The 13,469-nt window shown below is 44.6% G+C and carries 12 protein-coding genes; 5 read left to right on the top strand and 7 right to left on the bottom strand.

The features are described 5' to 3' along the window. Positions 1 to 62: 62 nt before the first annotated feature. A complete protein-coding gene (locus KIH41_RS13740) occupies positions 63 to 800 on the top strand; it encodes a lysoplasmalogenase family protein (RefSeq protein WP_213943717.1) in 738 nt (245 codons plus the stop codon). On the opposite strand, the gene KIH41_RS13735 is transcribed toward KIH41_RS13740, so the two are convergent. The 6 genes from KIH41_RS13735 to KIH41_RS13710 form a co-directional block, all read right to left on the bottom strand. Next, positions 785 to 2,131 carry a M24 family metallopeptidase gene (locus tag KIH41_RS13735; protein WP_214162750.1) on the bottom strand — a complete coding sequence of 449 codons (1,347 nt, stop codon included), beginning with the start codon at positions 2,129 to 2,131 and terminating at the stop codon, positions 785 to 787. The genes KIH41_RS13740 and KIH41_RS13735 overlap by 16 nt on opposite strands. Then, on the bottom strand, positions 2,128 to 2,691 hold the full coding sequence (locus KIH41_RS13730; RefSeq protein WP_214162749.1) for an acyl-CoA thioesterase: 564 nt from the start codon (positions 2,689 to 2,691) through the stop codon (positions 2,128 to 2,130). The genes KIH41_RS13735 and KIH41_RS13730 overlap by 4 nt, the downstream gene beginning before the upstream one ends. Positions 2,692 to 2,766: 75 nt before the next feature. Further along, positions 2,767 to 4,131 carry an MATE family efflux transporter gene (locus tag KIH41_RS13725; RefSeq protein ID WP_214162748.1) on the bottom strand — a complete coding sequence of 455 codons (1,365 nt, stop codon included), beginning with the start codon at positions 4,129 to 4,131 and terminating at the stop codon, positions 2,767 to 2,769. Positions 4,132 to 4,134: 3 nt separating this feature from the next. Further along, on the bottom strand, positions 4,135 to 4,683 hold the full coding sequence (locus KIH41_RS13720; protein ID WP_213943713.1) for an NUDIX domain-containing protein: 549 nt from the start codon (positions 4,681 to 4,683) through the stop codon (positions 4,135 to 4,137). A 105-nt stretch (positions 4,684 to 4,788) separates the two neighbouring features. Further along, entirely contained in the window at positions 4,789 to 5,271 is a 483-nt protein-coding gene (locus tag KIH41_RS13715) for an Lrp/AsnC family transcriptional regulator (protein ID WP_143960347.1), read from the bottom strand. Positions 5,272 to 5,481: 210 nt separating this feature from the next. Next, entirely contained in the window at positions 5,482 to 6,717 is a 1,236-nt protein-coding gene (locus KIH41_RS13710; protein ID WP_394369814.1) for a tetratricopeptide repeat protein, read from the bottom strand. 81 nt (positions 6,718 to 6,798) lie between these two features. On the opposite strand from KIH41_RS13710, the gene KIH41_RS13705 reads away from it, so the two are divergent. Together KIH41_RS13705 and KIH41_RS13700 are read left to right on the top strand one after the other, a co-directional pair. After that, positions 6,799 to 7,446 (top strand): sulfate ABC transporter permease, encoded by a 648-nt coding sequence (locus KIH41_RS13705; protein ID WP_214162747.1) that lies wholly within the window; start codon positions 6,799 to 6,801, stop codon positions 7,444 to 7,446. A 91-nt stretch (positions 7,447 to 7,537) separates the two neighbouring features. Then, the gene (locus KIH41_RS13700) at positions 7,538 to 10,516 is read left to right on the top strand and encodes a glycosyltransferase family 117 protein (RefSeq protein WP_214162746.1); all 2,979 of its coding nucleotides are present in this window, start codon (positions 7,538 to 7,540) and stop codon (positions 10,514 to 10,516) included. 44 nt (positions 10,517 to 10,560) lie between these two features. Here KIH41_RS13700 and KIH41_RS13695 read toward each other — a convergent pair whose 3' ends face one another. Continuing rightward, a complete protein-coding gene (locus KIH41_RS13695) occupies positions 10,561 to 11,340 on the bottom strand; it encodes a class I SAM-dependent methyltransferase (RefSeq protein WP_214162745.1) in 780 nt (259 codons plus the stop codon). A 49-nt stretch (positions 11,341 to 11,389) separates the two neighbouring features. Here KIH41_RS13695 and KIH41_RS13690 point away from each other — a divergent pair, with 49 nt between their 5' ends. Further along, positions 11,390 to 12,637, top strand: a complete 1,248-nt coding sequence (locus tag KIH41_RS13690; protein ID WP_213943709.1) for a GWxTD domain-containing protein — start codon at positions 11,390 to 11,392, stop codon at positions 12,635 to 12,637. Further along, positions 12,610 to 13,389 (top strand): 23S rRNA (guanosine(2251)-2'-O)-methyltransferase RlmB, encoded by a 780-nt coding sequence (rlmB, locus tag KIH41_RS13685; protein WP_213943708.1) that lies wholly within the window; start codon positions 12,610 to 12,612, stop codon positions 13,387 to 13,389. Before KIH41_RS13690 ends, rlmB begins: the two co-directional genes overlap by 28 nt. Positions 13,390 to 13,469 lie beyond the last annotated feature (80 nt).

Below are 13,469 nucleotides of genomic sequence, written 5' to 3'. Positions count from 1 at the left end.
ACATTAATACATTACTTGAAAGTTGTTACTATATTTCAGAAGTCTAATTCTTGTAAAAGGTAATGATTGCCAATAACAGAACATTCATATTGGGATATACTGTCATCACGCTGGTGGCTATCTTTAGCGCACTATTGGGCGGGGGCAGCAATATGGTTCATTACCTAAGTAGGCTTTTGATTGTGCCAGCCATTTTGTTTGCCCTGATTACCCTGTTCAAAAAATTTGAACACCCATTGATCCCAATTCTTATCACAGCAACCTTCTTCAAATTTCTTGGGGACATTTTCTTCATGGTGGATTTTGAAATCATCCTTTTCAGAATGCTCGGCCTTTGTAGCTTTATAGTGGCCAATGTGGCATACGGGCTGATGTTCTTTCTTTCCTTTCAGCAAAAGCCAAAGTTCAAAAAAGATACCTTCTTCCTTCCTGAAATCATCTTTATCACCATCATTCTGGCGGTATTGTTGATCATTTTCCCACGTCTAGGCGTGTTCAAAACACCCGTTTTGATTTACAGCATCTTTTTGGTGCTTACCATGATAGCCGCATTTAGGCGAAGAAAATATTTAAAACCAAGAACTTATGTTCCGGTTTTGGTGGGATCTGTGCTGTTCTTGACAGTGGATATCCTGCATAGTATGGGCCTATACTATCAGGATCCCATTCGAGTAGTGGTATTGGTGGCCGCCTATAGCTTGGGCCACTACTTTGTAATTGAAGGAATGAGCCTCCAGTTTAGTGATGAAATACCGGAGGATCAATCCTCTTTGATAGAACCCTCTTACGGGTTGAGATGAGTGGAGCGCCGGGGAATGGGCATGATCTTGGTCTGCCTTCCATTGATATAGGTGACCTTCTCCCCATCATAAATCGCCTCTTCCTCCAGCATTATGCGAACATCTTTGTCCCATTCCGTTATAAACACCTCTGCATTCAGCTCAATAGAAAAGGCCGTATTGGGGTAAAGCGGGTAATCTCCCGATCCGGGGGTATCGCCCTGATTGTCCCACATCCCTATGGTAGGGCCCGCCGCATGGCCATGATAACCGATCGGGTGGGTGTAAATGGTAGCCTTGATGTTTTCCTTCTCTGCAATTTCCAAACTTCTCCTCAATATCTCGTTACCGCTTCTTCCTGTCTCAAACTGGCTGGTCAAGATATCCTGCAGCCTGTTTCCTACCTTTAAGGCATCTTCCAAATAGGATGGCACCTCGGTTTCCCCTGGCTTAAGCACATAGGCCAGTTGCTGGGTATCCGTATTTAACCTCAAATAGGTAATTCCAAAATCCATGTGAAGCAGATCACCCGGCATGATCACCTCAGCCTCTGGCCTGCTGGCAAACGACTTCAACGTTTTCTCACTTTCAGGCCGTTGAATATCTACAGTGGGATGAAACCAAGTATCCAGCTTGAGCTCCTTGATTCTTTCCCTATACCACCACACCACATCATCGGTGGTAGTAACACCTGGCGTAATGACTTTTTCGGAAAGCCCTTCGGCAATGATTTCATGTGCCAAACCTACAATATGCCTGTAAGTAGCCATTTCCGCTGGAGTGCGGGTTTCCAGCCAGCCCACGGCCAGGTTTTCGGCTGATACCACCTTGTCTTTCAGGTTTTCCGGCAGGTATTCCATCAGCAGGTTATATTCGGTAGCGTTCAACCCGTCAGCATGCCCATAATTGTCCGCCATATTCACAGCGATTTTAGATGGATTGCGTTCTTCAATTAGCTTGGTAAGCTGCTCCCATTGGTCAGGAGTTTCCTCTGGATCCCAGGATTTCTTAAATGCTTTTCCCACATCATAGCGGGCCACGGCAAGTTTTTCCACCCCTTTTCCCTCCCCTTGATCATAAAGCAGGAGCATGGTCCTTCGCCTTGCGGCATGCCAGGTGGCAGGGAGCAAAGTCCTGATCACCGGATCTTCATTATATTCCCGGCTTACCACAAACCACATATCAATCCCCTCTCTGCGCATGAGTTTGGGAAGGACAGAATCCAGTTTGTCGTTTAGCCATTGGTCAATCACCTCGGCTTGGTCTCGCTGGGACATGACATGCGACTGGGCGTGGCTTTCAGAGTAGGCCAAGGCAATGGCCAAGGCCGCGGTCAGTATAGTTTTTTTCATAAGTCGGCTTTGTTAATACATCTTTCATTCTTGAGCAGGGCCTTGATGTCCTCATCTTCCCAATGGCTTTTGATATCCTTGAGGCTCTCGCCGTAGCTTCTCTTAAACTTCCTTCTATAGATTGCCTCCACAAACCTGCGGAGATCGGTAGGTGTTTCCAGTATTAGTTTAGGAACAGTAAATGGCTTATCATCATCCCCCTTGGCAATCATGGTGAAATAACTGGTATTGGTATGGTTCACCTTTCCTGATTTGACATCCTCAGATATCACCTTGATCCCTATCACCATGGAGGAATTCCCCACATAATTGACGGAAGCCTTGAGTGATACCAGCTCACCTACCGAGACAGGCTTTAGAAAATCCACGGTGTCGACCGAGACGGTCACACAATATGCCCCGCTATGCTTGCTGGCGCAGGCATAGGCTACTTTGTCCATAAGTGACAATAGAATACCCCCATGGATCTTCCCGCCAAAATTGGCGTAGCTGGGAATCATGAGTTCGGTGATGGTGGTTCGGCTGAAATTGATTGGGCGTGAATCTTTCTTATTTTCCATATTTAAAAATTGTAGATTGGAAAATAGTCAAAAATGTTGAATTGCGCCAGAGAGAGGGCAATTAAGGCGCCGGCTTTAGTCCAAAACCGGCGCTTTTGTTTCTTTGAGTAACTTATCACTGAGCTTGTGAAACCTCCACAACAGCATCACACCTGTGGATGTCAAACCAATCAGAAGCCCATACCAGATACCCTTTTCCTGCATGTTGAAGACAAAGGCAAAAAGGTAACCCAATGGAAGCCCCATCACCCAATAGGCGACCAGAGTCACCAAGGTGGGTACTTTCACATCAGACATTCCCCTCAAGGCCCCTAGCCCTACCACTTGAATGCCGTCAGAAAGCTGGAAAAATCCTGCGATAATCAACAAGGAGGCGGTCATTTCAATAACCGGAAGTTCATCGATATATAGGGTCGGCAAGAAATTTCTGAACACAATGAAGATAAAAGCAAAACATAGCATGAACAAGGCTACCATGCCAAAGATGGTAAATCCTGCTTCCCTTAACGTTTTGATATCATTTCGTCCCAGCTGGTTTCCCACCCGCACCATGGCGGCGGCCGATAGCCCAGAGGCCATCATGTAACTGATGGAGGCCAAATTTATGGCTATCTGATGTGCGGCAAGGGCATTCACCCCAATCCAGCCCATCATAATGGCTGCGGCACTGAAGGCTCCCACTTCGAAGATAAACTGAAACCCTGTGGGCACACCTATCTTTAGCATTTTGGAAATCATGGGAAAACTGAGTTTTTTAAAGCCGAAGCCAATTTTATATTCAGTGTACCTTTTGGAATGCCACACATAATACCACATGATCAGGCCCATCAACACCCTCGAAATCAGGGTGGCCCATCCAGCTCCGTTTAGGCCCATTTCAGGAAAACCTAGCTTACCATAGATCAACACCCAGTTAAGGAATACGTTGATCAGGTTGCAGAAAATGGTTATAAACATTGCCTGCTTGGTCTGGGATAGCCCCTCAGCAAACTGCTTAAAGGTCTGGAAAAACATGAAAGGGATAAGGGAAAGGGTGATAATTCCCAAATAAGGAATGGCCAGCCTGACCACCTCTTCTGGCTGGTTCATATAACCCAGCGATGGCGCGGCCATCACAATGATCAAAAACAGCCCCAGCGCCGAGAACATATTGATGACAAAACCATGTTTAAAAAGTTTGGCAATACGTTTCCTGCTGCCCTTCCCGTCGGCTGCAGCAACAAGAGGCGTTATGGCCATGGACACGCCGATCCCAAACATCAGCACCACAAAGAAAATACTGTTGGCCAATGATGCCGCGGCCAATGGCTCGGCTCCCAAGCGGCCCACCATCATACTGTCCGCCACCCCGACCAAAACCTGCCCCAACTGGCTTAACATCACCGGATACGCCAAATTGAAGGTGCGGTTGAAATGCTCTTTATAGGTTAGTTGAGTCATCTGTTATTTTATATCTAAAAGCCTACCTGCTTTCAGCAAGCCTGCAATACTTATCGCATCTGTAATCTCTCCATTCATCACCATTTCCAAAGCCTTGGATAGCGGAAGCTTTTTAACGTGGAGTTTCTCGGTTTCCTCAAATTCAGTCTCACCCTGTGTCAAATCGGTGGCCAAAAAAACGAAGCCCTCCTCATCGGTCACCGAATTGGAAGTGTGGATCCTCATGATGTTTTCCCATTTTTGGGCGGAAAGTCCCGTCTCTTCCTTCAGTTCCCTTTGGGCGCTTTCCAGCATATCCACATCAAGCGGTCCTCCTCCCATGGGGATTTCCCAAGAATATTCTCCCAGTGTATAGCGATACTGTCCTACCAGCCAGGTATCCCCCTGCTCATCTACGGGAATAATCCCTAGCGCAAGGTTTTTGAAATGAACCTTGCCATAAATACCATCTGTGCCTGCAGGTGTCAAAACTTGATGCTCCTCAACGGCAATCCACGGATTGTCGTATTTAAGCTCTAAAGAAAGGGTGGTCCAAGGATTCTTCGTCTCCATTATTTCAACCAATTAAGGAACCAAACTGACCGGTCCCAGAGTACAAAGTTAAACAACAAAAAAAGGGTGACCGCTAAGCCACCCTCAAACTTTTTAAAGTCTTTCTTAAGCAGGTATAGGAAGGACTTTGCTGTCCTTGAAAGTTGAAAGGATAACCATTGACTGCATGGAATCCACTTCTTTGATTTCAGAAACTCTTTCCAACATCAACTTTTGGTAAGCAGTGATGTCTTTAGCGATGATTTTCAAGATGAAATCACCAGTACCAGTAATGTGGTGACACTCAATCACTTCCTGAATAAGGTTGATTTCCTTCATGAAAGCGTCGATGTTACCTTTGTTGTGGCCTACTAGACCTACCAATACGAAGGTACTTACACCTAGCCCGATTTTCTCAGGGTCAAGTTTGGCATGGTAACTTTTGATGATCCCAGACTGCTCCAGTTTTTTCACCCTCTCCAAAGTAGGTGCAGGGGAAAGCCCAATGTCTTTCGAAAGCTGAGCATTAGTGATTTTCGCGTTAGCCTGAAGGATTTCTAAAATCTTCCTGTCAATCTTGTCAAATTTTACTTTGATGCTATTATCCATAATGTAGGTATTTGCAAAATTATATGTTGCACAAATGTACTATATTCTTAAATTATTTTAAAGCAATTCAAAACAAAAAACGGCCATTCAAACAAAATATTGTTAATCTTAATGAAGATTATCTAAAATATTACCATCAAACCGTATAATCATCTTGAAAAAATTCAAATTATCTCCTGAATTTACAATTTAGGTGAAATGAATTTTTGATTAAATTTTATTCTTTTTCACAAAATCTCGCGCTTCTTGGTGCGCAGGGTGCTTTCTTTTGGCATATTTCTTCACATCCTTGAAGTATTTTTTGGCCGCTGCCTTGTCATTTTCCTTGGTGGCTATCTTCCCCAAATTCAACAAACTATACAAATAATACCCGCTCTCTTGTGTCTCGGACTCCTCTCCAAATGCTATGGCTTTTTGATAGTATTGCTTAGCCGATTTGGTCTGCCCAATACGCTCATAATACTGCCCAACGAAGAAAGCTGCATATCGACCACTATTGGCTTCATAGCCCGTCTGCTTTGCCTCTATCCGCTTCAGGATCTCCATACTCGACTCCATAGCATCCAAGCTTCTTCCCACCGAATATAATTGACGGGCATAGAATCTATGGAAATACGGATTGTTGGGATATTTGTTGTGCAAATATTCCGTAATACTCAAAGCCTCGTAAGGTTTCTTTTCCTCCGCCGAATAAAGCCTGAAAAGAAAATATTGGGCCTCCACTCTGGCATAGAAGGCATTTTTGGATACATCCTCCAGCTGTTGCAAGCCAAGTTGCTTATCCCCTTTGGGAAACAATGCCAAAATGGGTTTCAATAGAGGATAATTTTCCGGAATCCACACCGAAAAATAATTGAACAGGGCATCCCCTAACAAAAGTTCGGGGCCCAGTTCTTCCTCGCCGCGACTCATTTCCAGATATTTAAGGGCATTTTTTCCAGAGAAAGTGGCTTTAGTCCAAGCCTTTCTCTCACTATATAATCGCCCCTTAAAACCATGTGCACCAGCCAAAAAGAAAGCAGCTTCCTTATTCTCAGGATCTTGCTTAATAAGTTTCTCGGCCTTATGAATAGAGGAATCCATATAAGCAATAAAACGTTTGTCAAACCGCTCGTTTTCCATATCTGGGGCGATCTTCCACCACTGGCTCAAACCTATCAGAAAATCTGGCAGAGGATGATCAGGATAAGAATGCTTCATCACCATAAATCCCCTTTCAGCCGTGGCAAAATCAAAGTTATACATGCTATTCACGTACTCAGTGATGCGAAACTGCAGGCCCCGGTCTAATAAAAGATATCCGGAGGGGTTGTCCACTACCTCTTCCAACGGCTCTCCCCCAACCGTATCCCCCGCTGTCGTACCGACTGCTTCTTTCATTTGTGCGTGGACTCCCCCCGTAACCAATCCCAGTCCAAACACCAACAAACACAATATATTTCGCATACGATACTTCATTTTTCCGCAAAATTATACGCAATAGCTTTCAAAAGCATACATTTACGGTAATATAATTTTGATAATTCTATGGCCGTTTCTCCTACCAACTTATCACAACGCACGGAAGAACTAATTAATTTCGACAAAAGAATCTTTTTTGCTTTTTTGGTGATAACCTTCATCTTACTGCGTTATCTCACCAATATTTTAATCATTGAGGCCATTCCAGGCTCCAATGAATTGGGTCAGGACGGCACATTCACCTTTTTCCATATCTTCAATACGCTCAATTATTTATGGACGCCTTTTGCCTTGCTTTGGAAGTTTACCTTAACCGCTTTTCTATTATGGATTGGCACATTCCTTTTTGGATTTAAAGTCAAATACGGGGAAATATGGAAATTTGTCCTGGTGGCTGAAATGGTTTTTATTTTGCCGGACCTGATCCGCCTGCTGTATTTTGCGGCCATCCCTCCTGATAATTATTGGGAGATCAGGAATTTTCACCCCTTCTCAATCTTTTCATTTCTCTCGACGGACAATGTGCCTAGCAGGTTTCACTATCCTCTTCAGGCAATTAATTTATTTGAGGTTTCATATTGGTTTTTGCTTGCAATAGGCATCCATACCCTTACTGGAAAAAACTACAAAACCTGCTTGGGATTGGTCTTGAGCAGCTATTTGGTGGGGTTACTTTTATGGCTTGCCTATTATGCGATGGTGTATAAAGGATAAAGAATGCCCTAGATCGGTTTAAAATCTGTTAAACCGCCTATTTTTCATCTATAATTTTTTATTTTCGCCATTTGTAATTAAGATTTTAAACATGTTGAATTATAACAAGGTCAATAACCTCACGGGCTGGATAGTTTTTTTCTTTGCCACATTAGTCTATGTTCTGACAGTTGAAGACACGGCGAGCTTTTGGGATCCGGGAGAATTTATCGCGGTAGCTTACAAGCTCCAGGTCCCCCACCCTCCGGGAGCCCCTTTCTTTTTGCTGGTCTACCGGATGTTCAGCTTTTTTGCTTTTGGAAATGAACTGCAGGTAGCCTACTGGATGAACATTGCCAGTGCCTTGTTTTCGGGATTCACGATTTTGTTCCTCTTTTGGTCTATTACCCTATTTGGAAAAAAACTTTTCAAAGTTGAAATGGGCCAAGAGAGCAAGGGCCACACCATCGCCCTCATGGGGGCGGGAATTGTGGGCGCACTTGCTTACACCTTTTCCGACAGTTTCTGGTTTTCGGCCGTTGAGGCGGAGGTTTACGCCATGTCCTCTTTCTTTACCGCCATTGTAATTTGGGCGTTTTTGAAATGGGATGTGATCACCGATCCACGGGAAGAAAACCGCTGGATGATCTTTATCGCTTACCTGGTAGGACTGTCCATTGGAGTCCATTTGCTCAACTTGGTCACCCTGCCTGCCTTGGCGCTGATCTATTACTTCAAGAAATATCCCAACCCTAATCTGAAAGGCGCCTTTTATGCACTCGTTCTTGGAGGGGTTGCGCTAATTATCATCAACAACATCATCATCCCCGGTCTGCCGAGCATTGCAGGTTCCGTGGAGATTTTCTTTGTCAACAGTCTTGGGTTGCCATTTGGCTCTGGTATCATCGTATTCAGTGCTCTATTTATTGGAGCATTGATATGGGCGATGTTTTTCTCCATCAGGGAGAAAAAAGTATTGCTGAATACCATACTTTTAAGCCTAACCTTTATCCTTATCGGATACGGTTCTTATGCCATGATCGTGATCCGAGCCAATGCCGACACGGTGATCAACGAAAACAACCCTAAAGATGTCCTCAGCTTTGTAAGTTATCTCAAAAGGGAACAGTATGGTGATCGCCCGCTCTTGCACGGCAGGTATTTCACAGCCGACATCATTGATCAGGAAGAAGGGGCGCCCATCTATGTGAAGAGTGAAAACAAGTATGAAATTGTAGACTATCAAATCAACAGTACCTACGATCCAGAGCATACCACCATCCTGCCGCGGATCTATTCCACGCAAGATAGGCACAGACAGATCTACAGAGCCAAACTTGGCTTGAGGGAAGGGGAAAAGCCCTCTTTCTCTGATAACATTTATTTTATGTTCTCCCACCAGTTGGGACATATGTATTGGAGATATTTCATGTGGAATTTCTCGGGCAGGGAAAGTGATTTCTCAGATGCACCTTGGCTGGGCTTCTGGGATGCTTTTGACGACACCTATCCAGATTACATTCAAGATAACAAGGCCCACAACAATTACCTCATGTTGCCATTCATTTTGGGTATCATCGGGTTGATCTTCCAGGCCAAAAAGGATCCGAAATCCTTCTACGTAACCCTGATGCTGTTCTTGATGATGGGGGCAGTACTGGTACTTTACCTCAACTCACCTCCAGTGGAACCACGTGAAAGGGACTACATTTATGTGGGTTCGTTTTATGCGTTTGCCATTTGGATTGGTATCGGGGTGATGGCCCTTACGCACTGGATCGCCAAACTGAACAAGAATTTTGCGGTGGCAGGCATCATCGCTACCATGATTGCTTTCCCTGTGCCAGCCATAATGGGAATCCAAAACTGGAATGACCATGACAGAAGCGACCGTTTCTTCTCCGTGGATTCGGCCAGGAATTTCCTGGCATCCTGTGAGCCCAATGCTATCTTGTTTACAGGTGGGGACAATGACACCTTCCCGCTTTGGTATGTTCAGGAAGTTGAAGGTTTCAGAACCGATGTTCGGGTAATTGTATTGAGCTATTTTGACACGGACTGGTATGTAGACCAGATGAGAAGACCGGTGAATGAGTCTCCAGCCATTGACTTCACCCTTGAGCCACGAAATTACCGCAAAGGCACCAATGATGTGCTATATGTAAGCGAAAGGCCAGGGCTGGATGCTATCTCCGCCAGGGAATATTTGAAACTGCTGAAAAACGAAAGCGACTTGTTGAAATTGAGGTCCAGCTTCAAAGGAACCCTGTTTTCAGTTCCCTCCAAAAACCTGATACTGGACGTGAACAAGGATGAAGTAAGAGCCAAAGGGGTGATACCAGAGCACATGGAAGACCTCATGGTTGACCAGCTTAACATGCGTGTGAAGGGCAATTATGTCACCAAAGGCGGCATGATGCTCATGGACATGATTGTGACCAACAACTGGGAAAGACCTATCTATTTCAACAACACCTCATTGGCCTCCATTGGGTTTGACTTGAGTGATCACGTGGTAATGGAAGGCTTGACCTACAGGTTGCTTCCTGTCAAAAAGCCTGAATATGTTGAAGAATTGGTGAATACGGATAAGGCTTATGACAATGTCATGAATGATTTTGCCTTCAGAGGCATGAACAATCCTGACAATTATTTTGACGATGAGTTCAGGAGATTCACCTCTAATCATAGAAGTGCGTTGAATAGTTTAACTATCGCGCTATTGGAAGAGAACCAGACTGAAAAAGCTAGAGATATACAAATGTTGAGTCTGGAGGCTTTCCCTCACGAAGCCATTCCTTATGATTTGGCCAATGGGCAGGCGGTTCCATTGCTTTTCGAACTTGGAGAAGATGACTGGGCTATGGATATCATCGAAAAGATTTCCCATAGATCTGTTCAGATGCTCCAATTCTACACCGAGCGCGACCGGGCTATCGACCGAGAGGCAATGATTGCTGGAGAGATGCTGAAATATTTTATCCCCCTACTCAAGGAAAGAGGTTATGATGAAATGGCTACCCAAATCCAGAATGACATGGACCGCATATTCGGACAGTCCTCTGGAGGAAACCAGCTTCAAAGAAGGTAACACGAAAAAAGCCGTTCCGCAATCTAAGCGGAACGGCTTTTTTATTATGGTTTCTTATGTAAGAAATAAAAGAGGTCCAGTGCCTGTTCGGGGTTGTCTACTTCTATATAGTCCTTGTAGGTGATTCCCTCCACAGCATCACTTTGCTGTTTGTGGAGCTTGTTGCGGTTGAGTCTATTCAGCACCTCGTAAGGCTTCCTCAACCATTTTGCCGGCAATCTATGCTGCAAGTCAAAGACATCAAACCTGGTGATTTTCTTAACCGATTCGCGGTTTGCCTCATGGTATTCCCAAACTTTATCGTTGCCGCCGATCCCTTTGGCCTCCACGTGGTCAAAAATCCCATCGCATAGGTCGGTCAGCTGGTTTGGAGTATACTCTCTTTCGTGCCAAGGGTTCCTGGTGAGTGAGTGCCGGATGTTGGGAGTAGAAATAATGGCATATCCCCCGGGCTTTAGCACCCGGTAGATTTCCTTTAGAAAAAGTTTATCGTCTTTGATATGCTCAATTACCTGAAAGCTGACCACAAAGTCATATTTGTTGCTTTCGACAGTTTCAAACGGAGGGATATTCATCACCTCAAATTTGCCTTTAGGGTATTTCCCCTTCAGCTTCTCGATGATTTCCTCGTTTTTGTCAATAGCATGAAAGCTTTTTACCTGGTCAATAAGTGCGTCCACCCCCCTGCCTTCTCCACAGCCAACTTCCAATAAATCACCTTTTACGTGAGGGATGGCTGCCATATATGCTTTCAACAGGCGTTGGTGAATGGGGTTGTCACTTACCAACTTATCTGAAGTAATTTCCGTTGTATAGGTAGCCATAGAAAATTTTATTAATTTCAACAAAAATACGGTTAATTTTTCATAACATATGAAGTTTCAAAAATTGCAAAAATCAATCCAAACCCTTTTACTTTTATTGGTAATCTGGTCCGTTCCACAATTTGCTTTTGCACAGGCCACCCTTCAAAATCTTAATCAATCGCTTCGCTATTCACGCTATTCCAGAATAGATTTGAAAATTATTCCCATCAAAAAGGCTGAAAACAGCTTTTCGGTGCAAATGCCTATTGAAAAAATTGAAGACAACATTGAATTTGGGGATTACCTGTTTTCCTATGCCGTGGTCAACAGCTTCACCGAAGAGATCACCGATGAAAAAATCATCCCGCTGACGGAGGATAAATTGCGCTACGATACGGACAGGCACTTTTACTTTGAAGAAAACATAGAGGTGCCTGCTGACCAAAATGAGGCTTATGTGGTCCTTTGGGCCAAAGATACCAGGCAGGGAGATGAGTACATTTACCATGCTGACTTGCGCAGCCCTTACATTTTTGAGACCCCCTCATTGGGTGCTTATTTCAGCAACAACATTCCATTTGATCAAAACTTTCTTATCCGCGGACAAGCCCTTCTATTTAAATCCAACCAGGGGGTAAATCTTTTCAGCTTCTATTACCCCCAGGAATTCAACGTGCCTGTGCCTCCAATGGAAACCAAACCTGCGCCGGTACAGAAAGAAGTGGATGTGATCGAAGAGGAACCTTTTCTACAAAATGTCCCCAAAACCTTTGACCAAACTGGCTATTATTTTATACAGTCTGACACCACGGCCCCGGCCGGAGTGCTTGTCAAAACGGTAAATGAAACTTTTCCAAAAGTGGCAGACTGGGATGAAATGGTGCAGATGGTGGTTTATATCTCAACCCGTCGGGAGCATGAGAAGCTTTTGGAAGCCGAGGATAAGAAGCGGGCTTTGGACGAATATTGGATCAACATGACCAAGAGTGAGGATATTTCCAAAACCTTGATCCGGGAATATTTCCGCCAGGTGGAATTTGCCAACATCCTTTTTACCGACTTCCGTGAAGGCTGGAAAACCGACCGGGGGATGATCTATGTAGTAATGGGTCCCCCAGAAGAGGTTTATTTCAATGTGGATAGAGAAGTGTGGGTTTATGGAGGCGTGGACTCAAATTCAAAAATAAACTTTACCTTTGCGCGGGTCAAAAATGTATTGACTCCAAATTATTACCAACTGAACCGTTCCAGAGCCTACCAGCCTGAATGGTTTAAACGAATCACCCTATGGAGAAGCGGAAAGATAGCTTTCTAATAAATAAAGGCGAACACGAAAAGGACTTCCTTTTCGGTACTAGAGCCGTCATCGAGGCCATCAATGCCCAAAAGGATATAGACAAAATCCTTGTCAACAAGGACCAAAACAACGATTTGACTAAGGAACTGCTGGCTTTGGCCAAAGCAGAAAGAATCCCTGTAGTAAGGGTTCCAGAGGCAAAATTAAACCGCATCACGCGCAAAAACCACCAAGGAGTGGTCGCACATGTATCGGCGATCCAGTATGCCTCACTCGACAATGTGATCGAAACCTGCTTTTCCAAAGGGGTTTCTCCACTGATTCTAGTTTTGGATAGGATTACGGACGTGAGAAACTTTGGCGCTATTGCCCGTACGGCGGAGTGTGCCGGGGTGCACGCCATCATCATCCCTGAAAAAGGCAGCGCACAGATCAATTCCGATGCGGTAAAAACATCCGCCGGTGCGCTGAATTTCCTACCGATCTGTCGTGTAAAAAATCTCTACTACACGGTCAAAGATTTGAAAAAAATGGGCCTTACAGTCATCAGTTGTACTGAAAAGACCGAGCGTGACATGTATGCCGCCGACTACTCCGGTCCGACTTGCCTGATTATGGGTTCTGAGGAAGATGGAATTAGCAACGAACTGATGGGCATCAGCGACGAATTTGTCGCCATCCCTATGACTGGCAACATTGAGAGCTTAAACGTATCTGTCGCTTCTGGTGTGTTGATCTACGAAGCTGTAAGGCAGAGGAAGGCTAAGTAATAGCCAAAAATTAAAAAAAACCGCTGAGGCGCAGAGGTCTCAGAGATAAATTTTCTCTGATTCTCTGCGCCTCAGCGGTT

Source organism: Litoribacter ruber (assembly GCF_018500185.1).
GTDB classification, from domain to species: Bacteria; Bacteroidota; Bacteroidia; order Cytophagales; family Cyclobacteriaceae; genus Litoribacter; species Litoribacter ruber.
The sequence above is the reverse complement of the archived record's forward strand: the minus strand, read 5'-3'. Positions and strand labels throughout refer to the sequence as shown.